This is a genomic window from Aquiflexum sp. TKW24L, from assembly GCF_023502205.1.
Lineage (GTDB): Bacteria > Bacteroidota > Bacteroidia > Cytophagales > Cyclobacteriaceae > Cognataquiflexum.
The window spans coordinates 1-25,217 of the sequence record NZ_JAMFLG010000023.1 but is presented as its reverse complement, the minus strand read 5'-3'; the positions used below and the strand labels follow the sequence as shown (position 1 = coordinate 25,217).

The 25,217-nt window shown below is 40.8% G+C and carries 20 protein-coding genes; 11 read left to right on the top strand and 9 right to left on the bottom strand.

What is annotated here, in order from left to right; genetic code table 11:
* Positions 1–4: 4 nt before the first annotated feature.
* Positions 5–1,564 (bottom strand): T9SS response regulator signal transducer PorX, encoded by a 1,560-nt coding sequence (porX, locus tag M3O96_RS14815; protein ID WP_249721799.1) that lies wholly within the window; start codon positions 1,562–1,564, stop codon positions 5–7.
* Positions 1,565–1,627: 63 nt separating this feature from the next.
* Here porX and M3O96_RS14810 point away from each other — a divergent pair, with 63 nt between their 5' ends.
* Genes M3O96_RS14810 through M3O96_RS14785 form a run of 6 tightly spaced genes read left to right on the top strand, consistent with a single transcriptional unit; the run spans position 1,628 to position 7,292 of the window.
* On the top strand, positions 1,628–2,854 hold the full coding sequence (locus M3O96_RS14810; protein ID WP_249721797.1) for an HD domain-containing protein: 1,227 nt from the start codon (positions 1,628–1,630) through the stop codon (positions 2,852–2,854).
* A gap of 16 nt (positions 2,855–2,870) precedes the next feature.
* Complete coding sequence (gene lpxD / locus M3O96_RS14805) at positions 2,871–3,893, top strand: UDP-3-O-(3-hydroxymyristoyl)glucosamine N-acyltransferase (RefSeq protein WP_249721795.1); 1,023 nt, start codon at positions 2,871–2,873, stop codon at positions 3,891–3,893.
* Between the two features lie 39 nt (positions 3,894–3,932).
* Complete coding sequence (locus M3O96_RS14800) at positions 3,933–5,327, top strand: bifunctional UDP-3-O-[3-hydroxymyristoyl] N-acetylglucosamine deacetylase/3-hydroxyacyl-ACP dehydratase (protein WP_249721793.1); 1,395 nt, start codon at positions 3,933–3,935, stop codon at positions 5,325–5,327.
* A complete protein-coding gene (lpxA, locus tag M3O96_RS14795; protein ID WP_249721791.1) occupies positions 5,324–6,103 on the top strand; it encodes an acyl-ACP--UDP-N-acetylglucosamine O-acyltransferase in 780 nt (259 codons plus the stop codon). Before M3O96_RS14800 ends, lpxA begins: the two co-directional genes overlap by 4 nt.
* Before the next feature lie 12 nt (positions 6,104–6,115).
* Positions 6,116–6,742, top strand: a complete 627-nt coding sequence (locus tag M3O96_RS14790) for an ABC transporter ATP-binding protein (RefSeq protein WP_349630853.1) — start codon at positions 6,116–6,118, stop codon at positions 6,740–6,742.
* A gap of 58 nt (positions 6,743–6,800) precedes the next feature.
* The gene (locus M3O96_RS14785; protein ID WP_249721788.1) at positions 6,801–7,292 is read left to right on the top strand and encodes a hypothetical protein; all 492 of its coding nucleotides are present in this window, start codon (positions 6,801–6,803) and stop codon (positions 7,290–7,292) included.
* Between the two features lie 53 nt (positions 7,293–7,345).
* Here the strand turns inward: M3O96_RS14785 and M3O96_RS14780 are convergent, their stop codons facing one another.
* Positions 7,346–9,733, bottom strand: coding sequence for an endonuclease MutS2 (locus M3O96_RS14780; protein ID WP_249721787.1), 2,388 nt, complete (start codon positions 9,731–9,733; stop codon positions 7,346–7,348).
* On the bottom strand, positions 9,730–10,059 hold the full coding sequence (locus M3O96_RS14775; RefSeq protein WP_249721786.1) for a DUF4296 domain-containing protein: 330 nt from the start codon (positions 10,057–10,059) through the stop codon (positions 9,730–9,732). Before M3O96_RS14775 ends, M3O96_RS14780 begins: the two co-directional genes overlap by 4 nt.
* A 145-nt stretch (positions 10,060–10,204) precedes the next feature.
* Between M3O96_RS14775 and M3O96_RS14770 the strand changes: the two genes are divergently transcribed.
* The 3 genes from M3O96_RS14770 to M3O96_RS14760 are packed head-to-tail and all read left to right on the top strand — an operon-like array spanning position 10,205 to position 13,008.
* Positions 10,205–11,083, top strand: a complete 879-nt coding sequence (locus tag M3O96_RS14770) for a DUF58 domain-containing protein (RefSeq protein WP_249721785.1) — start codon at positions 10,205–10,207, stop codon at positions 11,081–11,083.
* Positions 11,076–11,975 carry a hypothetical protein gene (locus M3O96_RS14765; RefSeq protein ID WP_249721784.1) on the top strand — a complete coding sequence of 300 codons (900 nt, stop codon included), beginning with the start codon at positions 11,076–11,078 and terminating at the stop codon, positions 11,973–11,975. Before M3O96_RS14770 ends, M3O96_RS14765 begins: the two co-directional genes overlap by 8 nt.
* Positions 11,962–13,008, top strand: a complete 1,047-nt coding sequence (locus M3O96_RS14760; protein WP_249721781.1) for a vWA domain-containing protein — start codon at positions 11,962–11,964, stop codon at positions 13,006–13,008. The genes M3O96_RS14765 and M3O96_RS14760 overlap by 14 nt, the downstream gene beginning before the upstream one ends.
* 5 nt (positions 13,009–13,013) lie before the next feature.
* On the opposite strand, the gene M3O96_RS14755 is transcribed toward M3O96_RS14760, so the two are convergent.
* The 6 genes from M3O96_RS14755 to M3O96_RS14730 form a co-directional block, all read right to left on the bottom strand.
* Entirely contained in the window at positions 13,014–14,093 is a 1,080-nt protein-coding gene (locus tag M3O96_RS14755; RefSeq protein ID WP_249721779.1) for an alkane 1-monooxygenase, read from the bottom strand.
* A gap of 79 nt (positions 14,094–14,172) precedes the next feature.
* Positions 14,173–14,802: a DUF2189 domain-containing protein gene (locus M3O96_RS14750; protein ID WP_249721778.1), complete on the bottom strand. Its 630-nt coding sequence runs from the start codon at positions 14,800–14,802 to the stop codon at positions 14,173–14,175.
* 154 nt (positions 14,803–14,956) lie between these two features.
* Positions 14,957–16,324, bottom strand: coding sequence for a cystathionine beta-synthase (locus M3O96_RS14745; RefSeq protein ID WP_249721777.1), 1,368 nt, complete (start codon positions 16,322–16,324; stop codon positions 14,957–14,959).
* A gap of 99 nt (positions 16,325–16,423) precedes the next feature.
* Complete coding sequence (locus M3O96_RS14740) at positions 16,424–17,308, bottom strand: ROK family protein (RefSeq protein ID WP_249721776.1); 885 nt, start codon at positions 17,306–17,308, stop codon at positions 16,424–16,426.
* Positions 17,309–17,392: 84 nt separating this feature from the next.
* Positions 17,393–19,723: a glucosamine-6-phosphate isomerase gene (locus tag M3O96_RS14735; protein ID WP_249721775.1), complete on the bottom strand. Its 2,331-nt coding sequence runs from the start codon at positions 19,721–19,723 to the stop codon at positions 17,393–17,395.
* Between the two features lie 265 nt (positions 19,724–19,988).
* Positions 19,989–21,446 (bottom strand): DUF294 nucleotidyltransferase-like domain-containing protein, encoded by a 1,458-nt coding sequence (locus tag M3O96_RS14730; protein WP_249721773.1) that lies wholly within the window; start codon positions 21,444–21,446, stop codon positions 19,989–19,991.
* Positions 21,447–21,497: 51 nt separating this feature from the next.
* Between M3O96_RS14730 and gnd the strand changes: the two genes are divergently transcribed.
* Together gnd and M3O96_RS14720 are read left to right on the top strand one after the other, a co-directional pair.
* Positions 21,498–23,411 (top strand): NADP-dependent phosphogluconate dehydrogenase, encoded by a 1,914-nt coding sequence (gnd, locus tag M3O96_RS14725; RefSeq protein ID WP_249721771.1) that lies wholly within the window; start codon positions 21,498–21,500, stop codon positions 23,409–23,411.
* 353 nt (positions 23,412–23,764) lie between these two features.
* Positions 23,765–25,138, top strand: coding sequence for an amidohydrolase family protein (locus M3O96_RS14720; RefSeq protein ID WP_249721768.1), 1,374 nt, complete (start codon positions 23,765–23,767; stop codon positions 25,136–25,138).
* Positions 25,139–25,217 lie beyond the last annotated feature (79 nt).

The following is a 25,217-nucleotide window of genomic DNA, read 5'->3' as shown; positions in this document are numbered from 1 at the left end:
TTAATTAAATATTCTTTGGTACGAGTCGGATAAATGGAACTATCATTTCTTCAAGAGATACACCCCCATGCTGGAAAGTATCTTTGTAGTAATTTACATAATAATTGTAATTGTTTGGATATGCAAAGAAATAATCTTCCACCGTAAAAACATAGCTCGTAGAAACATTGATCCTTGGAAGTTTGGCATCTTCAGGTCGGGCAATTTCAAATACCTTCCCACTTTCGAAATTCAGATTTTTACCTTGTTTGTACCTAAGATTGGTTGTTACATTTTTGTCACCTATGATTTTATAAGGCCTGTTGACCCTTTTTGTACCATGGTCAGTGGTGATAATCACATCCGCTTTTGCTCCATGTATTTTCTTAAATAAGTCAAATAAGGTAGAATGCTCAAACCAGCTTTTGGTCAAAGACCTGTAGGCCGACTCATCAGGGGCAAGTTCCCTCACCATTTTGATATCCGTTCTGGCATGTGACATCATGTCCACAAAATTGTAGACCAAAACATTCAGGTCATTGTTTAATAGCTGATGAAAATGATCCAAAATAGCTTTTCCTTGATACACTTGAAGGATTTTATTATAGCTGAATTTGATATTCATTTTATTACGGTGAAGGTTTTCAGACAAAAAATCTTCCTCATGGTTATTTTTTCCTTCATCTGTTTCTTCCCCTTCCCAGAGTTCGGGATGAAATCTAGCCATTTCAGAGGGCATCATGCCACTAAATAACGCATTTCTGGAAAAAGCTGTAGTCGTAGGCAAAATACTGTAATAGGTGCTTTCTTCAGTAGTGTTAAAATATTCAGAGATCAATGGCTTGATCACTTCCCATTGATCAAGCCTGAGGTTATCAATAACAACAAAAAACAGAGGTTTTCCCTGTATTACATGGGGAAAAACCTTCTCTACCATTAACCTGTTAGAAAGGATAGGTTTTTCAGACTTTGGATCATTGATCCAGTCGATGTAATTGTTTTTGATGAATTTTGCAAAGGAGGCATTTGCCTCTGTTTTTTGGGTGTCAAGGACATCCTGCATGCTTTTATTCTCAGTTACATCAATTTCCATTTCCCAATAAGTGAGACGTTTGTAAATATCCGTCCATTCCTGATGGGTGGAAGCATCACCGCAGGCCATACTTATATTCATAAAATCCTGCCTGTAGGACAAGTTGGTTTTTTCGGTGATCAGCTGCTTATTTTGCAAGATTTTTTTAACTGAAAGCAGAATTTGGTTTGGGTTGATGGGCTTGATCAGGTAGTCTGCGATTTTTCCCCCGATGGCATCATCCATGATATGCTCTTCCTCACTTTTGGTGATCATCACGACAGGAACCTGTGGTTTGAGCATTTTAATCTGCTGCAAAGTTTCCAGCCCGGTCATTCCCGGCATCATTTCATCCAAAAAAATCACATCATAATTGAACTTCTCGACCATTTCTATGGCATCAACACCACTGTTGACAGTAGCGATTTCATAGCCTCTTTGCTCTAAAAATAAAATATGGGGTTTCAATAGATCTATCTCGTCGTCCGCCCACAGGATTTTGAACCTTTGCATAATATTTGGTTTACTTCTTTTAAATTTATAATTACTTTTGAGACCTATCAAATGTCAACGACATTGAAACGCCATAAAATTCTGAATGATCCTGTTTATGGATTTATTACCATACCCAGCGAATTGATTTTTAGCATTATTGACCACCCTTACTTTCAGAGGTTACGTCGTATCAAGCAACTAGGTTTGACCGATTATGTCTATCCTGGCGCATTGCATACCAGATTCCATCATGCCATAGGAGCCATGCACCTGATGAGTATCACCCTAGACAATCTCAGACATAAAGGTATCGAAATTAGCGAGGAAGAATACGAAGCCGGCCTGATTGCTATTTTGTTGCATGATATAGGCCATGGCCCCTTTTCGCATGCACTGGAATTTACCATCCTTCAAAATATCCCTCATGAAGCCCTTTCGCTCCTTGTGATTCAGAAGCTTAACAAAGAATTAAACAACCAACTTGACCTCTCCATAAAAATATTTAAAGGAGAATACGAAAGAAAATTTTTCAATCAACTTGTATCTAGCCAGCTTGATATTGATAGGCTGGACTATTTGCAAAGGGATTGCTTTTTTACAGGAGTATCAGAGGGAGCGATCGGTGCGGACAGGATTATCAAAATGATGGACATCAAAGATGACCGGCTTGTAATTGAAGAAAAAGGAATTTATAGCATTGAGAATTTCCTGAGTGCACGCAGGCTGATGTATTGGCAGGTTTATCTTCATAAGACTACTGTAAGCGCCGAAAAAATGATGATCAGTTTGATCTCCCGGGCAAAAGACTTGGTTCAAGATGGCGTAAAACTATTAGCTACCGAAGAATTGCTTTATTTTTTAAACTCGAATTACACTTTAAAGGATTTTGAAACAAATGACAATCCATTGGAAAATTTCCTGGTACTGGATGACTTTGATATATGGGGCGCTATCAAGCTTTGGAAAAGCCATGGCGATTACATTTTGAAAAATTTGTCAAAAATGTTTCTGGAGCGGAATCTTTTCAAAATAAACCTTCGAAATGATGAATTCTCATTTTCCGAAATCGAAGAAGAAAAAATGCGCTTGATGAAAAAGCTTTCGATTCCCGAAAGCGACCTTTCTTATTTTTTTAACCATGGGGTTTTGAGCAATCATGCCTACATCAATACTGAACAGATTTTTATCTTAACCAAAAAAGGGAATATCATTGATGTAGCGCTGGCAGCGGATCTTCCAAATATCAAAGCAATGAGCAAAATAGTAAAAAAACACTACATCTGTCATGCCAAAAGTTTAACTTTATAAGCCCTAAATCTAAAATATGGAATTTTCACTCGGTCAAATAGCAGAATTAATAGGCGGAAAAGTAGAAGGAGACAGCACCCTGAAAGTAAGTCGCCTAGATAAAATACAGGAAGGTTTGCCGGGCGGAATCAGTTTTTTGTCCAATGATAAGTATGAGTCTTTCATCTATGAAACCAAATCAACTGCAGTCATCGTATCTGAGAATTTTGAACCACAGAAGCCGCTTGAAACCAATTTGATCAGGGTAAAAAATGCCTATGAAGGCTTTACAATATTATTGGAAGCTTATGCTTTATTAATTAAATCCGGGAAATCGGGAATTGAAGAACCTTCATTTTTTGATAAATCAAGTACGATTGGCAAAGATTTTTATAGGGGAGCTTTCTCCTATGTAGGTAAAAACTGCGACATCGGGAATTCAGTAAAAATCTATCCCAATACATTCATCGGTGACAATGTGAAAATCGGTGACAACACCATCATTCATGCCGGAGTCAAAATCTACGACAATACGCAGATTGGTAAAAATTGTGAATTTCACCCCGGTGCTGTCATTGGAGGAGACGGTTTTGGATTTGCTCCTTTGCCGGATGGTAGCTATAAAAAAATTCCCCAATTAGGGAATGTAGTCATTGAAGACAATGTCAGCATCGGTAACAACACTACCATTGACTGCGCCACAATGGGTTCAACATGGATTAAAAAAGGAGCAAAAATTGATAATCTTGTCCAAATCGCACATAACGTAATCATTGGAGAAAACACGGTAATAGCAGCCCAGACGGGTATTTCCGGTTCCACAGAAATAGGCAAAAATTGTGTTATTGCAGGAAAGGCGGGAATTGTAGGACATATTAAAATAGCCGACAATACCACAATTGGTGCTAATACAGGTGTTTCCAAAAATATAACCCAGTCAGGACAGACTCTTTTTGGTTATGTAGGATTCGATATCAAAGATTTCTTAAAATCTTACAGTCTTTTTAAAAAACTGCCCGAACTAAACGACAGAATCAAAGAACTCGAAAAAAAACCATAAATTTACGCTTCGCAAAATGAAGGAGATTAAAAGGATCGGATGAGAGTCAAACAGCATACTATAAAAAAACAAGTTACCGTATCTGGAGTTGGCCTCCATACAGGGGTGATTTCAAACATGACATTTTTACCTGCCCCACCAAACCATGGATATAAATTCCAAAGAGTAGACCTTCCTGGTATGCCGGTTGTGGATGCTGATGTAGACAATGTTGTGGATATTTCCAGGGGTACCACCCTAGAACAAAACGGAGCAAGAGTATTTACAGTAGAGCATGTCCTAGCTTCTCTTGTTGGATTGGAAATCGACAATGTCATGATCCAATTAGACGGTCCGGAACCTCCCATCATGGATGGTTCCTCTATTCAGTTTATTGAGGTTTTGGAAGAAGTAGGCTTGGAGGAACAAAATGCCCTTCGCAGATTTTTTGAAGTACCGGAAAGTATCACCTACAGAGAGCCTTCCAGAGAAGTCGAAATGGCTGCTTTGCCGCTAGACGACTACCGTGTCACCGTGATGGTGGATTATAACTCCCCGGTTTTGGGTAGTCAGCATGCATCTATCACCAGTATCAGCCAATTCAAAACCGAGATTGCATCCTGTAGGACATTCTGTTTTTTGCATGAACTTGAAATGCTCTACAACCAAAACCTCATCAAAGGTGGTGACTTGAACAACGCCATAGTAGTAGTTGATAGAGTAGTTGAAGAAAAAGAATTAGCGCATCTCGCAAAGATGTTCAATAAAGATAAAGTAGAAGTCCGCAGAGAAGGAATACTCAACAATGTAGAGTTGCGTTATAAAAATGAGCCTGCCCGACATAAATTGTTGGATGTGGTCGGTGATCTTGCTTTGGTCGGAAGACCATTAAAAGCGCAGATCCTGGCAGCGAGGCCTGGTCATGCGGCTAATGTTGCATTTGCCAAAAAGATCAAAAGAGCGATGGAAAAAGCAGGGTCGGTTCATATTCCCCATTATGATCCCAAATTGCCTCCTGTGATGGACATCAATCAGATCAGTAATATTTTGCCACATAGATATCCCTTCCAATTATTGGACAAAATCATTTATCTGGATGAAACAGTGGTGGCCGGCGTTAAAAATGTCACTATCAATGAACCCTTTTTCATGGGACATTTCCCAAACAACCCTGTAATGCCAGGTGTTCTCCAAGTGGAAGCAATGGCACAGACGGGAGGGATTTTGGTTTTGAGCACTGTGGATGATCCGGAAAAATATTGGACCTATTTTTTAGGTATAGAAAGTTGCAAATTCCGTAAAATGGTGCTTCCTGGAGACACTTTGGTCTTCAAATGTGAGTTGCTTGCTCCCATCCGTAGAGGAATTGCAAAAATGAAAGGAGAAGCTTTTGTGGGAAACACCCTTGTTTGCGAAGCAATAATGACAGCAAGTATAGTCCGAAAAGAATCATGATCAGTCCTCTATCCTCCATACACAAAAATACTATCCTGGGCAAGGGTGTGCATATCGATCCTTTCACGATGATTCACGAAAACGTAGAAATCGGAGAAGGGACATGGATCGGTTCGAATGTAACCATTTTTTCAGGAGCAAAAATCGGTAAAAACTGTAAGATATTTCCCGGAGCTGTCATCGCAGCTATACCACAAGACCTTAAGTTCCAAGGTGAAGAATCGACTGTGGAAATCGGGGACAATACTACAATCAGAGAATGTGTTACCATCAGTAGGGGCACCATTGATAAAAGGACAACAAAAGTCGGCAGTAACTGCCTTTTGATGGCTTACGTGCACATCGCCCATGATTGTTTGGTGGGAAACAATGTAATCATCGCCAATGCCGTCCAGGTAGCAGGTCATGTTTCTATTGACGATTGGGCTATTGTAGGTGGAAGCAGTGCCATCCACCAATTTGTAAAAGTCGGAATGCACTCCATGATATCTGGCGGATCTTTGGTGAGAAAGGACGTTCCTCCATTTACCAAAGCTGCCCGCGAACCATTAAGCTATGCCGGTGTAAATAGCTTGGGATTAAGAAGAAGAGGGTATTCAAGTGATTCAATTAGCCATATCCAAGAAGTATACAGGTACTTATTTTTAAATTCTTTGAACAACAGTCGTGCTCTCGAGGAAATCGAAATCAACCTACCTGCTACCAAAGAACGGGATGAAATCATCAACTTTATCAGATCCTCCGAAAGGGGTGTGATGAAAGGATATATCAGCTGATCCGTCATGGAGATGAAGCTGAATCAGGTATCCAAAAGATACCAGTTTGAATGGATTTTTAAAGACATCAACCTTCATATTCCATCCTTTTCCCATTGGGCCATAACCGGAAGTAACGGTTCCGGGAAATCAACTTTATTGAAATGCCTTTCAGGGATGAATCCTCTCACCCAAGGATCAATCTCTTATTTTTCGGAAGGAATGGAAATCAATGGAAATGAAATATATAAGTCCCTCGTCATGAGCGCGCCATATATGGAACTCCCTGAAGAGTTTTCATTGCGTGAACTCCTAGAGTTCCACTTCAAATTTAAGAGTCCGGCCGGCAATCTTAACTTGGAAGAAATGATGGAAATCATGTACCTGAAAAGCCACCATAACAAACCTATTTCTCAGTTTTCTTCGGGAATGAAACAAAGATTAAAGCTTGGTTTGTGTTTTTTTTCAAAAAGTAATTTGGTTCTTTTAGACGAACCGACCTCCAACCTTGATGAGCAGGGAATATCCTGGTATTTGGAGTTGGTAAAACAATTTTCGAAGGACAGAACACTTTTTATTTGTTCTAATGATCCAAAGGAGTATTCCTTTTGTCGCCATGAAATCAAAATTGAAGATTTCAAGATTAAACAAAAACTTTGATTATTAGACTGATTTATTAATTTTACAGAATTCCATTCATTTACATTATATGCAGAATATGCAAAAACAAATATCTCGCTTCCTACTTTTAGGATTATTGACCTTTGGAATATTTTCCTGCAAGGACAAAAAAGACGATCCGACCCCAAACAAAACCCCTGAAGAATTGGCAATTGAAGAACTCACAGGCGGTTCATCTCAGATTTGGACAGTTGCGGGTGGTGGCACAGTAATCCGTGACGGAAGGTCTGAAACCAATATCTATCAGACTTTCGAATTGACACTTGCTGCAAATTCATCGAGCAAAACTTACACTACAATCAATAGCAATGACCTTTTTGATGCCAATGGAAATTGGTCTTTTGTTGCAGGGGGACTTGATAAGATTTTGCTAACAGGATCAAAACCTGTGGCCAATAACCAAATTTCATGGACCCGAACAGGAAACGACTTAATCTTAAGATTCAGTATCGTAGCTCCAGGAGCCCGTCAGTTAGGCACAGCTGCTGTATTGGGAAACTATGTATTTACGCTCAAAAAGAAAGCATAAAATACCTCATAAAATTCAAAAGGGCATCCCAAAAAAAATTGGAATGCCCTTTTTTATGCTTTCAGGGTTACCAATGTCACGCCTGCACCTCCCCGGTCAGCGTGTTCATCTTCAAGCTTAGCTACCTGATTCATATTCCTCAAAAGGTTGCGGGAAATCTCTTTCAGAATTCCGTTGCCTTTGCCATGGACAATTCTCAAGTCTTTTAGTCCAAGCATATAGCCGTCATCGACAAACGCCTGAACCAAAGGCAGAATCTCTTCTCCTCTCAATCCCCTAATATCCAAGTTGGGTGAAAATTCAAGCATTTTGCTATTTGTATCAAATCCGGTCCTGCGGGCAAGGGTTTTCTTTTCCTTTTTCACTTCAGATAGAGAAATCTTTTGAAGTCTGTTGAGTTTGACTGTGGACTTTAAGTCTCCAATACTGATTTCCGCTTCCTTTTTCTTCAAAGCCAAAACCTGCGCTATAGCGCCATTGTCAATCAATCTCACAAAATCACCAACCTCGATTTCTCCCTCCAAGTCTTTGATTTCAGGAACTACCACTACTTTTTTCTCCGGCTTGACTTTGACTTTCAAGTCTTCAATTTCTGTACGGAGCTGTTTGGTGATTTCCTTGTCTCCTTTGCTTTTTTTAATATCAGAAATCGTGTTTTCAATTTTTTTATTTACCTCATCCAAAAGCGTTTTGGCTTCAGCTTTTGCTTCCTGAATGAATTTCTTCTTATTCTGATCAATGTTATCTTTCAGGTCTGTATATTCTTTGACTTTCAGATCCAGAACCCTTTCTTTCTTTTTATTTTCGTTGACCAGTTGTTCATAGTTAGCAAGTTGGTTTTCGAGCTTGGTAAGCATCTTGTCGTATTTGACACGGTCTTCCCCAATATGGGTTTTTGCATATTCGATGATATCCTTTGAAATACCAATTTTGGATGCGATTTCCAAGGCAAAGGAACTTCCCGGTTTTCCTAGATCCAATTGGTACAGGGGCTCCAGTTTATCGACATCATAGCGCATGGCGCCATTTACCAAGCCTTGATTTTTGGAGGCAACCTGCTTCAGATTTCCATAATGGGTTGTCAAAACACCGTATGCCCCAGTTTTATTCAATGCTAGCAAAATTCCTTCGGCAATGGCTCCGCCAAATTGCGGTTCGGTACCTGTTCCGAATTCATCGATAAAAAGAATGGTCTTCTTATCGGCAAACTCAGTAAAATACTTCATGCTCATCAGGTGCGAGCTATAGGTACTGAGGTCATTTTCGATATTCTGCTCATCTCCGATATCGATGAAAAAATTATCGAACAGCGAACAGGTAGAATGGCCGTCCATTGGAACCAAAAGCCCGCATTGCAGCATGTATTGGACCATGGCTACGGTTTTCAACGTGACGGATTTACCACCTGCATTTGGTCCGGATATTACCAGTAACCTCCTATTATGGTCTAAGGTGATGTTGAGCGGAACAACTTTCTTATGCTGCTGCTTCAAAGCAAACTCCAGCAATGGATGTCTTGCATTACTCCATTCCAATTGTCTCTCCTTTTTCAGAAGTGGCCGGGAGGAATGGGTCTTGATCGCAAACTTGGCCTTAGCACGGATGAAATCCACCATTCCGAGGAAATGATAAGCTCGCCGGAGTTCAGGAATATTTGGCCTCACCGTATCGGTAAGCTTGGTCAGGATCTTTTGGATCTCCCTTTTTTCCATGTATTCCAAGTCCTTCAACTCATTGTTGATATCCAAAACCTCAGCAGGTTCGAGATAGACCGTCTGCCCCGTGGCAGATTCATCATGGATAAATCCCTTTATTTTTCTTTTGCTTTCAGCCAAAACTGGAATCACCATCCTGCCTCCACGGATCGTCACAGAGGCATCCTCGGGAGTCAATCCTTTGGCTTTTGCATCCTTGAAAATCCTGTCCAAAACCTTTCTCAACCTGTTTTCTTCATACAAAATCTGGGACCGGATCAGGGAAAGTTCTTGTGAGGCATTGTTGCGGATTTTTCCTTTTTCATCGATTATCCGCTCTATGGCTTTAAGGATTGTATTGTCCAAAGCCACCAATCCAAGCAAATTAAAGAGGTTGGGATAGGTTTCTTCATGTTCTCTAAAAAACTCAATGCAGCGGCTTAAGGTGAAAAGTGAAAGCCTCATTTCATGGAACTCCTCTTCGTAAAGAAAGCTACCTTCGATTTTTGCCTTCTCGAGGTAAGGATAGATATTGGTAAAATTGGAAGAGGGAAATAATTCTCCTGATTCGAGGATGGATTTGAATTCGGATGTTTGGTCTAGAAGCTTTCCGACCAAGTTTGGATCCTTCGAATAACCCATTTTATCCACAAAATCCATCCCAAGGGGGCCGGTACATGCTTCTTTCAGCAATTCACGGATTTTTGTAAAATTGATTTTCTCTTCGAGATTTTTAGGGTAAATCATTGGTTGGGATTAGGTGTTATTGCTTTTTCTACGACATGAAGGGAGTCAATCGTCCTGGCATATAACCTGTCCATCGTCTTTATGTCCAACATGTAATATTCCAAGCTCTTTCTGAAAACAGAATCTGGGATATGATGTTTCAAAAAAACCTCACTTTCCAAATATGGGTATAATACCCTGGCGGAATCATAATGAATCGGAAACGAAGAAACCAACCCTTCTGCCAAATGGATGTCGATGAGCACTTCTACCATTTTATCTTCAGATAGGATCCCTTCGGGGACTTCTTGCTTGCTGCAGGCAAAACCTACAAAAAACAAAAACATTATAAACATTTTATTTTTCACAGCCCAAAATTAATCAAATCTAACAATGCACAAGAAAATTGATTGGTTTACCTTTCGTCTGATAGTCACATATCGTTTTTTAATTCAATTATCAACCTTAATTTAGGCCTTTGAAAACTCAGCCATGAACGAACTGCTCAAAAAACTCAGAAGATACGAGATTATGATCCGGAAGGTGGTCAACAACCAGCTTCAGGGTGACTATCAATCCATCTTCAAAGGAGCAGGATTGGAATTTGATGACCTGAGACCATACCAATACGGTGATGATTTCCGGACGATTGAGTGGAAAGTATCTGCCAAAGGGCATGGCACATTTGTCAAAACATTTAGGGAGGACAAAGACCAATCTGTCTATTTCCTCATAGACATCAGTGGGTCGCAGGATATCGGTCAGGAAGGGAAAAAGAAAATAGATATCGGAAAAGAGATTGCAGGCGTTTTAACTTTGGCTGCTGTATTTGAAGGAAGCCAAGTCGGTTTGATTTCTTATTCTGACCAAAAAGAAAAAATCATCCTTCCAGGAAAAGGACCAAAACAAGGAGTGAAAATCATTCAGGGCATCTTTGGGCACAAAAACATTTCCCAAAAGACCAACCTGACCGAAATGTTCAACTTTGCGCTGAACCTCATCAAGAAAAGAAGTATTATCATCGTCATTTCTGATTTCATTGATGAAGGCTATGAAAGACCTTTCAAAGCTTTGGCACAAAAACATGATTTGGTAGCCGTACAAGTGACCGACCCAAGAGAATCGGCACTACCGTCACTGGGTATTATTCCTGTGTATGACAAAGAAGAAGGCAGGACCACTTGGGTAAATACTGCTTTTGGAAGTTTTTCCAAAAAAATAGCTGATACATTTACTTCCGAACGGGAGCATCTCAAATCAATTTGTAAGAAAAACCAGATCAATTATTTGGGCATCAGTACCAAAGAGGATATCGTTATTCCTTTGATAGAATTATTCAAAAACCGTAATCGGACAATGAAACGTGGGTAAAGTATTCCTATTCCTAAGTATAATCAGTTTCTTTTTATTGCCACTGAAAGTCCACTCTCAGGACCTTGAGGTGGAAGGGTATTTCATGCAGGATTCTGCCATGCTTGGCGAAAGAGTCGCTTACATCCTTAAAGCAAAATCAAAACCAGGAGTAAATATTGTTTTCCCGGATTCGACACATAATTTCTCCCCATTTGTCCTCTTAGAGAGAAAATCATTTATTTCGTCTACTCAAGAGGATGTCACTGTAGATTCGGTTGTTTATTATGTAAGCAATTTTTCACTTGATCCTGTAGCCCAACTTTCTTTACCGGTGTATGAAGTATTCAGGTTCGACAGTTTGGTTCACAAACCGTTGGAAGCTGGCTTGGCATTGAAGCTAACTATAGATCCCTTGCCGGAAGAGCTAGGATTTAAGGACAACAACGTCTATCAGCCCATCCCAACTGAGTTCAATATGGTGGTTTTGCTCATTGTATTGGGTGTGATCGCAGTTGTAGCAATCATTGTCATGGTCATTTTTGGTAAAACGATCAAAAGACAATGGGAGAATTGGAGAGAAAAGCAAAAATATAAGCGCTTTGTCAAAAGATGGAATGCCGCCGAAAATTCATTTGCTGCCACTCCAGATATGGCCCAAGCAGATGAACTTCTTGGTCTTTGGAAGACCTACATGGAACACCTCAATGACGAGCCTTTCAGAGAGTGGACTACGACTGAGATTTCCGAATTCCTTGATAACAAGGAAATCATCAAAGATTTTAGAGCCATCGAAATGGTAATCTATGCTGGCAAAGAAGGAAAAGACATCACCGAAACCTGCAATAACCTGAAAGATATCTGCACAGATTCTTTCAAGAAAAAGATAACAGAACAAGATGAATCCAAATAATATCGCTGACTTTTTTTCTTGGTTCTGGTTTTTGCCTGAGACCTTCAAGACTTTTGAATGGGAAAATCTTTGGGCGCTGCACCTCTTATGGATCGCACCATTGATAATGGGTTTGAGAAAGTTTGTGAAATTCCTCAAAAACCCTGTTCTCGAACTTTCATTGCCGGGTACAGTATCGCAAAATAACCCTTGGACCTACCTCCGGTTGATTCCAGGACTGATGTTTATCCTTGCGGTATGGATGATCGTCATTGCATTAGCCCGACCGCAAAAAAGCAATGAAAGGGTTGAGCAATCCACCGAGGGGATTGACATCATGATCGTATTGGATATTTCAGAATCGATGGACCTTCAGGATTTCAAACCCAACAGGCTTGAAGCCGCCAAAGAAACCGCAATTGACTTTATCAACGGGCGTTTTGGAGACAGGATCGGGATGGTGATATTCTCAGGAGAAGCTTATTCGCTAGCACCATTGACCACGGATTATGCCCTACTGACTGACCTGGTCAAGGACATTTCATTCAATATGATGGATGCAAAAGGCACTGCCATCGGATCTGCTTTGGCTGCCGGCACCAACCGGATGCGGGAATCAGAATCCAAGAGTAAAGTCATGATCCTTCTGAGTGACGGTGAGAGCAACGCCGGTAATGTCGATCCACTTTTTGCTGCGCAATTGGCTGCGGCTATGGATATCAAGATCTACACTATTGCGGTGGGCAAAGACGGCATGGTTCCTTATGGCGTGGACTTCTTTGGAAGACCTCAGATGGTCGAAAGTTACTTGGATGAATCCACCCTTCGGGAAATCGCAGGAATCGGCAGCGGAGAGTTTTTCAGGGCTTCTGATGACAATGCCTTGGAGCAGATTTTTGACCAGATCAATGCCATGGAAAAAGCTGAAATCCTCGAATCTAGGTATAAGGAAACTACAGATTACTACCGGGTATATCTCTTTTGGGGAATCCTGTTGTTCCTAGCTTGGCTTGGATTGAAAAGTACCTTCTTCAATAACTTCTTGCTGGATTAAAAAACTCAAACCCCCACTTTCTCCTTCCAATCTTCCAACCTCCTATCCATCACTTTAAACCACAAAGGTGGAAACAAAGCCAAAATAATCATGGCCGAATAGCCTTGAGGCAATTGGGGACTTTCGTCATAATGGTTCAAAACCTGATAGCGCTTATACGCAAAGGCATGATGGTCAGAATGCCGCTGTAGCTGGAACAATAAAAAATTGGAGACCAAATGACTTGCATTCCAAGAATGCAAAGGAGTTACTTTTTCATACCGGCCGTTCGGCAATTGCTTTCTTGCCATCCCATAATGCTCAATGTAATTTACCAATTCCAATAAACTGAATCCAAAGAAACTCTGGGCAAAAAAGAAAACAGGCACTTCCCACACAAACCTGTCCTGCATGAATGAAAACCCAAGGGTAAAGATCCCAACAAAAGCCAATGGAAGGAGTATAAACCGGATCATCTGATTTTGGCTTGACCATACAGAAAGTCCTTTTTTGTGAAGTCTTTCCTTCTCCAGATCAATGGCGCTCAAATAACCGTCTTTGACAGACCTCCACCAAAAGCTGTAAAAAGTCTCGCCAAACCTGCTTGTAGCCGGGTCATTCGGAGTTGCCACACGGACATGATGTCCCCTGTTGTGCTCAATAATAAAATGCATGTAACAGACAGTCATCAATAAAACCTTGGCGTAAAACTGCTCCAAAGCTTCGGCTTTGTGGCCCAATTCATGGGCTACAGTAATTCCTATTCCCCCGGTTACCAAGGCCATCCCGGTGGAAAAAGCCAACCATTCAGCCAAAGACAAAGGATTATTTGCCACAGCATAAAAACCCCACATCAAAACCGCCAGCTGCACATATACCCAAATGAATGTCACAAAGCGATAGAACCGCTCTTTAGAAACATCTGAAATTTCATTTTCGGAGATATTGACACGATCGGTGCGGATGAGATAATCTAGAAAAGGAACCAAAATAAAAACAAATGCATGGATCATCATCAAATTCCACCCACCCAAATAAAACCCGCCAATCAATAAGACAGGCAGAATAAAGGCTGCGTAAAACCCGACTTTCTTGAGGTGCTTCATAGGCGGAAGTTAGGAAATGGGAAGTGAAAATAAAACACATTCATTCTACCCAATCTTAGAAAAGAATTAATTCCGATGATTATTCTGAAAAAATATCCTTTGTCAAATCTTCAAAAAGGATGTAGGTAGCATAGAAAGTAATGGGAATAGTCACAAACAAACCAACAAAAAGGGTTACAAAACCTAATAAGTTGAGGACAATCAGGATTAAGGTAAAAACAAAAAATTTCCACCATCGGACAGTGATCAATTTCCTACTTTCTTCCAATGCTGTCCAAAAATCATAGCCTCCAAACAAAGCCATCAAAACTGCAAAATTGTACGCAACAGCGAGGTAAATCCCTGGAACCAAAAATACAAACAATCCCAAAGCCACCAAAATCTGCCCAATCAGCCATATGGAGAAAACAGGCATGTAAAAACTAAAGCCTTTGAAAAAATCCGGATAGATTACCGGCAATCCCAAACTGATCCTATTGGCTGCAAGGTAAAAACCTGAATACAACGGTGGTGCCAAAAACAGTGCAAAGACAAAGGTAAATTTCTGAAGATATATGACAGCCATCAACTGCAAAGAAATGATGAGCATGGTATAAGCCACACTCAAAATCGGTTGCTTGAGAAACATTTGCCAAGCCCTTTGAAATATGTCTTTGAGATCAAAATCGTAGCCTTTAACCCTAAGCTGTTCTAATTTTTCCTTACTCATTTATTAGACAAGAGATGTGAGATATGAGACTTGAGATTTGATACTTGAGAAAAATTCGTACCTGAGTATGAAGGAGATTATTCAATTATTTAAATCCATTGATCATCAAGAAACCGATACAATTAACCAAATAACCAATTAATCATTCACCCCCCTACTTTGTCATCGCTTCCAAGATATCATGTTTGGTGACGATATGGATCTGATGGTTATCATCTCTTACCAAGACGGCTTTCTCTTTATCCAACATCGAACTCAACACATCCAAGGTGCTGTCCAAAGCCACAAATTTCATGGAGGCTTCCATCACATCGGCGACTGTTGCGTCTTTGAGTTCAGGGTTCTCAATTATTTTTGTCAACAATTTGCTGTCAGTCAGTGAACCCACGACTTGACCATCCTCCAAAACAGGGATTTGAGAAACGCTTTTCCCATTCATCAAGTGGATAGCATCCTTTACCTTGTCATTCTTGTGGGACACCACCAATTGGTAGCTGCCATTTCTCGAACCGATAATATCTCGGGCTGTTCCAAAAGTTTTATTTTCAAGGAAACCATGGTTTCTCATCCAATCGTCATTGTAGATTTTGCCAAGGTATCTTGTCCCATGATCAGGAAGGATAATCACCATGCGGTCTCCCTCTTTCAGGTTTTCTTTAGCATATTCCAAAGCGCCATGGACGGCAGATCCACAAGACCAGCCGACAAAAAGTCCTTCTTCCCGTGACAGTCTTCTTGTCATGACTGCCGCATCTTTATCTGTTACTTTAATAAAATTGTCGATGAGCGAAAAATCGACGTTTTTTGGTAAAATGTCTTCACCAATACCTTCTGTCAAGTAAGGGTAAACCTCATTTTCATCGAAGATTCCTGTTTCTTTGTATTTTTTGAAAACTGAGCCATAGGTGTCAATTCCGACAGTAATGATATCCGGATTTTGCTCTTTGAGATACTTCGCAGTACCGCACATAGATCCTCCAGTTCCCACGCCCGCTGCATAATGCGTGATTTTCCCTTCTGTATCACGCCAGATTTCGGGTCCCGTAGTCTCGTAATGAGCCAAAGAGTTAGACAGGTTATCGTATTGGTTTGGATAGTAGGAGTTTGGAATATCCTGATTCAATTTTTTGGCTACTGAATAATAGGACCTTGGATCCTCAGGCGTGACATTCGTCGGGCATACAATCACCTCCGCACCAACTGCCTTAAGGATATCAATTTTTTCTTTGGACTGTTTGTCAGCCATGGTAAAAATGCACCTGTATCCTTTGGCAATGGCTGCCAAAGCCAAACCCATTCCGGTGTTACCGCTTGTACCTTCTATGATTGTTCCTCCAGGTTTCAAAAATCCTGCTTCTTCAGCATCTTCGACCATCTTGATGGCCATTCTGTCTTTCATCGAATTTCCGGGATTGAAATATTCAACTTTGACGAGAATTTCACCTTTGATGCCTTTGTTCAGTCTGTTCAACCTTACCATTGGGGTGTTTCCGATGGTTTCAATAATGGAATTATAAATCATAATATTCAGGTTATAAAGCCCGAATTTACGAATATTTTTAAACCTCAACCATTTCTAACCGAGGTATCCAAATTTTATTTCGAAAAGATCAAGCGTAAATCAGGTGGCTTTGGCCACAGGTTCGACTTGGGCAGCATATTCATCCACCAATGCAACAGCACCGTGAATGGCTGTCTCATCAAGATCAGAAATTAAAATCTTGAGGTTTTGGCTGACTGAAGGATATTTGAATGTGGCGATGGTGGCCTTCATACTTTCTTGAAAATAAGGATATGCCTTTCTTATAGAACCGCCAAGCACAATCGCCTGGGGAGCCAAAGTGTATAGGATATTTTTGATCAGTTCTCCCAAATGATGCCCATACTCTGCATAGGCCCTGATGGCTTCGGGATCACCTTCCTTGGCTTTTTTTGACAAAGTTTTGGCCTTAGAGCCATATTTGGCATTGAAAAATTTACTGCTGCAATAAAACTCAAAGTCTTGGTCAAGGTAGGGTGCTGAGCACCATTCTCCTGCAGCACAATTGAATCCACAATATAAATGGCCGTTGGCAATGATTCCTGCGCCTAAGCCGGTACCAAGGGTAATACCCACCACATGCTTGTACATTCCTGCTGCCCCAAATTTGTATTCACCCAAGGCAAAGCAATTGGCATCGTTGTTTATGTAAACTGGTTTTGAAAATCTTTGTTCCAAAAAATCCCTCAAATAGACCCTTCTGAAGGAAGGTATATTCTCCAGGTTGAGCACAAGTCCTAGATCTGTATTGATCAATCCCGGAATTCCTATTCCAATGGCATAAAAATCATGATGACTGTAGGATGAAATCAATTCTGCGATAGTCTCCAAAATAAAATTCTGGCTTTCCTGAGAGGGAGTGGCAATCGTCCGGATATCTATCAATTCAGAACCAACAAGAACTCCTGCTTTGATGTTGGTGCCTCCAATGTCAAGTCCAAGAATAGGTTTTTCAGTTTTCAGCATAGGTCTAAGGTTTTTAAGCTTTAAACAGAAAAAGAAGAATGATTCTTTCATTCTCCTTTTTCCAAAATATAGGTTTGCTATCGGTTAATCTAGCATACCCTCTATGGATTTTTCAAGTTCACGTGCGTGGGCCAAAAACTCTTCCACATTCATGTCTTTGAAAAAGATCAGCCCATGACTGGATCTGACTTTTGCTGTTTCATGAAGGTAAAAATAATTTTTTCCCAAAAGTAGCTGAATATCGTCAAGTTGTCCTACCCAGGTCCGTTTCGCAACAGTTGAAAATTTCCCATTATGGGAGTAGCTTGGGAAAGAGGCATTCACTTGGCTGAGATAACAGTTGGAAAATGAGTCCTCCATGACAGACATGTCTCCCAAAGAAACGGGAACGATCACATTGGCTTCATGAGGCTCAAACTTAAACCATACGTTTCGATACCCGATGATCCTCAACTTGCTCAAGTCTTTTTCTTCACTCCATTGTCTGACAGCCTCGGCGGTCGCCTGAAGCACTTTGTAGTGTGTATCCGGACCGGAACCTTCTGGATCAAGAGTCAGACTTATTTTGGTGGGATTGACTTTTCTGAACAATTCCACTATAGGAACCACATCTCTTTTTTTGTCAGGTTGCTCTGTGAAAATATCTCCTGTATAGAAACCTAATCTCAAATGGTGGACATTTTTGACCTGCACACCAAAGTGCGCCCAAACCAGTTCCTCTTCAAATTCCCTGATCATTCCTTTCAGTTTTTGGATCTTGGCAGGGTTCTTTTCCCCGTCATAAGAGTTGCGAAGGATGCTGATGATGTCATTGATCGTCTCTCTCAACTTTGCGGCGGACTTGACTTCAAAGACATCGACTACGGCACGCACGACCCGGTGGCAAAGTCCTCTGATCCTTTCATCCAAATCTTCTGAGGCCACATTGGTCAGGAAATGATAGACGTCTTTGTCTGTCTTCAATTTATATCCCACCTCAAAGAAATCTTCAAACCTCACCATTTGGATTTTACCATCATCCAATAATTTCTTGGTCTGAAGAAGCGTATCAATCACGAATGTATTGGTGACTGCCGTGAACCCGGATGTCAAAACTGAGAAATGTGCCTCATTGGTGTTTTCGTGAAGCTGATTGGTAATATGTGGCAAAATCCCCAAAGAGATATCATCATGGTGGGGTCCTGTATGCAGCAGCACCTCATCCTTTTCTTGGGTCGTACCTCTTTTCAATTTGGCAATAGTACTTTCCATTACCTGATTGACAGTCTCTTCAGACAATCCCGGGATCATCGACGTGTATTTGTCAGCCTTCAGGTCTTCCATTTTGAGACGGTGACCATATTTTTTTATTTTTTTGCAAAGGTCAACAATAGATCTCTCTGTTTTCTCCCAAGTCCATTCACCTTGTCGGTAGTACGAATCCACAGAATCTGTTAACTTTACCGCAGCACCTTTGGTCAGATAAAAACGACCATTTTTCAGCTTTTGCAATACCGTAGCCGGGTACACATTGTCCAGAGGCGTCTCCAACGAATCTTTTACAATCTGTGCCTTAGACTCTCCTGCTGCAATGATGATTCCAACGGCATTGGGATTATAGACAATGGTGTCCAAACCGATGGTAATCACCAATCGATTTGCCGAAACCTCAATTCCACCCAAGTCTCCAGCTGCTACTGCCTGAGTTTCAAAATTGGTTTCTGTCAATCTTGTGGTAGAGAAAAGGTGAGAACCACGGGTATTGAAAGCGATGTGACCGTCAGGCCCGATACCTCCCAAAAAGAAGCCTATCCCACCAGCATCTCTTATCCGCTGCTCGTACTGCCCACACCAATGGTCAATTTTATAAATCGACTCTTGTTGTATTTTTTCTAGATTATTGATTGGATCCCTGAATCTAAGAGAAAGGTCCACTTTCAAGTCAGGAAAAACTTCCCTGAAATGTCTCTCTCCAGCTAATGGAATCTCATCGGAATTGATCAGGATGGCTTTTTCTTTGCTCAATCCAAATCCTTCGAGGTAGAATTTATTTACATAATCGAAAAAACTGTTCTTTTGCTTGGAAGAAATCGGATAGAATTCGTCAATCTGCACAAAAGTCAAATCCTTTAGAAACGGCTTTTTGACAGCTCCAAGTCCATATTTCTCTCTAGTCTCTTTCCCTTTTTTGGTATCCCAGTTCTCGAGCAAATATTGAGTCCATTTGATGAAGTACTCCGGAGTTTTACCTGTAGGCAAACTGATGACTCCCTGCGGGTTTTGAGAAACCCATTCCAAAAACCTGCATGCGGTGATAAGCCCTAGCTTTGGGAAATTATCAACCATAAGATAGGGAATCAGCGTACTGATTTTGTCAACACCGGATTCTTTTTGGAAAGCTTTTTCTACTTCTGAAAGTGGATAGTTGCTGAGCATAGGACTGTTTTTTGTTTCAGACTTTTTTGAAATTATTGATAATTTGAGTAACGCTATTTTTTGGACATCAAAAGAACTATAGCCAATTTTAATTTGGTATATTTTTAATCATGTAGAATAAATCTTCCAACTCGATGAAATTACCTTGTGTATTAAACTTAATTAATTATAATACACCCGATGACTCTTCTACGCAAAAATAAAAAAACTTTTACCTTAAATCATAGACTTTTATAAAAATTTTAAAAAAGATATACAAATTTTGCTAAAATATATTTTTAGTAAATTCAATTTTAATTTTCAATTGAAATTCCTTGATGACTTTAAATATTTCCACCAAGGTCACCATTTGGACTTTGGTCAGCTCATCGATACTGACATGGTTGGTCGGATTTTCCTTGTTTTCCATCAATTGGAGAGATTGCTTTTCTAGCCTCAGGCCCATGAGGTAATAATAAGCATGCGAAAGTTCTTTTGCTTCTCTGTCTGTAAAGATTTTTTGCTCCTCCAGCATTCTGATCCTATCTCCGGTATTGGTTTCAAAAATCCTGTATTTCAAGGCAAAAATCCGGACAAGATCCACGATCGGAGTCATTGTTTTCTTAATATTGAAATGCTTCTCCCCATCAATTTTATAGGTTTTTATATTTTTGAAAAAAGTCAATGGCGGCTCAAACTGAAGTGCATTGGTCCCCATATTGATATAAAACTTCTCGGAGGGATTTTCAAGTTGGAGGTCCATGAATTTTTTCAAATCATCCAATAGTCCAAATTCACCAAAAATCGGCCTGCAATCAAAAAAAGTTGAATACTTCATGACAGTTTCAGGAGTGGATTCCTGAATCCAGCTTTCATAATTCCGCTTCCAATGCGATAAAGAATGCGTCCATTTAGGGTTTTTTGCCATAAATCCTCCTTTACAAAACACAAAACCTACCTGATCTAAGGCGAAAGAAACCCTTTCAGAAAAATCCAAAAAATACTCCCTCACCATTTCCCGATGTTCATTTGCCTTATCCTCATAGATGATAGCATTATCCTGATCGGTTTTGAGGGTTTGTTCGGCGCGTCCTTCACTTCCGAGTACAAAAAATACAAACTTGGCTGGAGGCTCTCCGATTTCTCTTATGGTATTTTCGATAATTCTCAGTGCGATGGTATCCGCAACAGTGGTGATGATCTGATTGATGATCTGTGATTTGAGCCCTTTCTCGATCAGCTGATGGATAAGTTCAGGTACTTGCTCCCACTTTTCTTTCAGTTCATCTGTATCAATGGATTGCTTCACAGATTGTATAAATACAAATGGTCCTTGGGCCTGTTCGGCGAGGATTTTGTTTCGGCTGATCCATCCGACAAAGGTCTCTTTCTCTTTGACCAAAAGATATCGGGTCTTAGTTCTGAACATCATGAGCAAAGCCTCATATAGAAAGGCTGAACTTTGGATATACACAATATTTCTGTCCATTATTTCACCCACATGGGTATCAAACGGTAGCTGATGAGCGATAACCTGATCCCGAAGGGTGATGTCTGTAACAAATCCAATGATCTCATTGGGTGATTCACCGATAAAAAAGCAGGAAATCTTGTCCCTAGCCATCAGTCGTGCAACCTCAAAAACAGGTGTAACGACCGGAAAAACTGATAAATTTCGGAAATGCAGATCTCCTACTTTTTTGCTGTAGATGTGGTCAATATTATTTTCAGCTATGGTTATCATTCCTTCCAAAAGTCTTCATGGTGAAAATAATTAAATTTCTTAATTTCGGCTATGATAATTATTGTAACAGGTGTCTCGGGAAGCGGAAAAACAACTTTGGGCTCCCAACTAGCTAAGAAACTTAGGCTGCCTTTTTTTGATGCGGATGACTTTCATCCAAAAGCAAATGTAGACAAAATGACACAGGGAATTCCCCTGACAGACCACGACAGACATCCTTGGCTGACGCACCTTGCTGACAACATCAAAACATGGGAATCAGCAGGCGGCGGAATCCTCGCCTGCTCTGCCCTACGGGAACACTACAGGCAAATCCTCCAAGTAGTTCCTTCAATAGTATGGCTACACCTCACTGGCAGTAAAGATATTTTGACTGAAAGACTTTCGCTCCGCAAAGGCCACTACATGAATCCGGACTTATTGGATTCCCAATTAGATACTTGGGAAGAACCCGAATATGGACATCGAATTGACATCTCAAAATCTCCAGATGAAATTGTGGAAGAAATAATGAAAATTGAAGATATCAATAATACTCCACTTCATTTTGGAGTCATCGGAATGGGCGTAATGGGAAAGAGCCTTGCCCTCAACCTTGCTGATAATGGAATCCCGACCGCCGTTTATAACCGTCATGTTGATGGAAAAGAAGAGAAAATCGCTTCGACATTTGTAGCTGAAAATTCAAATTTTCCACTTCTGAAAGGTTTTGATGGTTTGGTGGAATTCGTCTCTTCTTTGGAAAAACCTAAGAAAATCCTTTTAATGATCCCTGCCGGCAATGCGATTGACATGCAGATCGCCCAATTACTCCCTATGCTTGAATCTGGAGACATCATCATTGACGGGGGAAATTCCTACTTTGAAGATTCGAAGAGAAGGTACGAAGACCTAAATGCTAAAGGTTTTCATTTTATTCCTATGGGAGTTTCCGGAGGGGAAGAGGGAGCGAGAAAAGGACCGTCTTTGATGCCAAGTGGCAATCAGGAAGCCTATGACTTGGTATCCCCTTACCTCAAAAAAATCGCCGCCAAAGACAATAACGGCGCGCCCTGTGTAAGCTTTATCGGCAATTCGGGTGCGGGGCATTTTATCAAAATGGTCCATAACAGCATCGAATACGGGGAAATGCAGACTTTGGCAGAAACTGTCCACTTGATGAAATATGGGCTGAAACTGTCCTATCCTGAAATTTCAAGAACACTAAAGTCCTGGACCAATGAAGGTCTGAAAAGTTACCTGCTAGAAATTACCGCAGACATCCTCCTTGCCAAGGAAGGTAAAAACTTTCTCCTCGATCAGGTTTTGGACAAAGCCGGACAAAAAGGAACAGGCTCCTGGTCCTTGACCACCGCATTGAAATACAATGTTGCCTATAGTCCCCTCTCAGAAGCTGTCACAGCAAGGATGCTGTCCGGCAACAAAGAGGAACGTGAAGAATTGGCTGCTTTTTATGGTCACCGCTTCGGGGCTTTTGGAGAAGACAAAGTCATCCTGATCGAGAAATTGAAAAACGCTTACGCCCTCACCCGTATCATCAACCATGAAGTGGGATTTGAATTGATGAATCAGGTCTCCCTGACTGAAAACTGGAACCTCAATATGAGTGAGATATCACGGATTTGGACCAATGGATGTATTATCCGTTCGACGCTGATGGAAAACATGGTTGCTTTGTACAAGGAAAACAGTTCCTTGCTGAAGGCCAAACAGATGAGAACCAAAATCAAAGAACTCCGACATGACCTTTCTTATATCGTTGGATTGGGACTGCAGCACAACTTTGCTTTGCCTGTGATGTCCGGGGCGATCAATTATTTCTATGGGAGGATTACTACCGATTCATCCGCAAACCTGATTCAGGCACAAAGGGATTACTTTGGCGCACACACCTATCAGCGAAGAGAGGATCCCAACGGACCTTTTCACCATTCAGACTGGAAGGAAAGTATAGGGAAGGGGTAGGTGGTTAATAGGTTAATGGTTATTTGGTTATTTGGTTATTTGGTTATTTGGTTAATTGGTTAAATATCCATGAATTCAAGAAAACCGGATATCTATTGAGATAATGGGCAACTTGGCCTAGGAAGGGAGGAAAATGCGGCGCAGCCACATTTTCCTCCCTTCCACTGAAAAATAAACAATCGGACACCGAGCGAAGTCGAGGTGTTATTTAAAATAAATTCTGCTACTGTTGTCATTGCGGACAATCATATTGGTGTTCTAAATAATAGATTAAATTTAATCAAAGCTCCAAATCAGCGCTCCAATATCCATGAATATCTTAATATCAACTAGAATCAATTAATGATCAAATCATGAAATCAATCCAAAAATATTTCCTAACCCTTTTTTTGGTACTAATAGTATTCCTTCAGGCAAATGCGCAGGAATTTATCGTCACCAATGTCCATGTCATCAGCATGCAAAATGACAAGGTGCTCAAAGACCAGTTTATACATATCAAGGGAGATAAGATAGTCGGCATATTCTCCAAAAACGACTTAAGTAAATTTGAGAAAATAGAAAAGATCGACGGCAAAGGTGCCTATGCATTCCCTGGTTTGGCTGAAATGCATTCGCATATCCCCATAACAGAAACGGGCGATTTTTCATATATGCAGGATGTCATGTGGCTTTACCTTGCCAATGGAATTCTCAATGTCCGCGGAATGATCGGCCATGATTCCCACCTTAAACTCAAAAAAAAAATAGCTTCGGGAGAAATTACCGGACCGAGGATTTTTGCAGCGGGACAATCTCTCAACGGCAATTCCGTCGCAGACCCTGAAAGCGGTGCCAAAATGGTCCGTGACCAAAAAGAGGCAGGTTTTGACCATCTCAAATTACACCCCGGTTTGGATATGCCCAAGTTCCTCGCCATTGCCAATACCGCCAAGGAAGTGGATATCAAATTTGGCGGACACATTTCCCTGGATGTTGGCTTGGTCAACTCCCTGAACAACGGCTACCGATCTGTAGAACACATGGATGGCTATATCGAGGCTTTGGTCGCTGACAAGTCCAAACTTGATCCACAGGTAGCCGGATCATTCAGTATGCTCGCCCTGAAATATGCGGACATGTCAAAGATCCCTGATTTGGTGAAGTTATCTGTGGAGAAAAAAGCTTGGATCGCTCCTACGTTGACTTTGTTTGAGCGCTTCTTTGGATACATTCCGGCTGATGAGTTTCGCCTGGAATCGGACATGAAATACATGCCCGGCCTGCAGGTACAGCAGTGGGTCAACCAAAAGAAACTCCTCGAAAACCAAGGCATGCTCAAGGAAGAAAATGTCAAACCCTATCTTGAATTCAGAAAAACCATGCTGATGGCCTTGCACCGTGGCGGGGTGCCGATCGTCATGGCCTCAGATTCTCCGCAGGTATTCAACGTTCCCGGATTTTCAATCCACAATGAAATCTCAGCGATGCAGGATGCCGGGATGAATCCTTATGAAATCCTAAAAACCGGATCTGTAAACGTGGCAAAGTATTTTGAACGGGAAGGGGAATTTGGGGTGATAGCAAAGGGTGCCTCAGCGGATTTTGTGTTGGTGGAAGGAAATCCCTTGGAAAATCTGTCCAATCTCCGAAACGTCCAAGGTGTCATGGTCCGCGGAGAATGGATTCCAAAAAATGTCCTCCAACAGGAATTGAATAGGATTGAGACAAAGAATTTGAGAAAATGAATTCATGAAACAAATATAAAAACTAGTCAGGAAAGCAAATCAAAAAATAAAGAAATTGGATATCTGATAGATATTCATA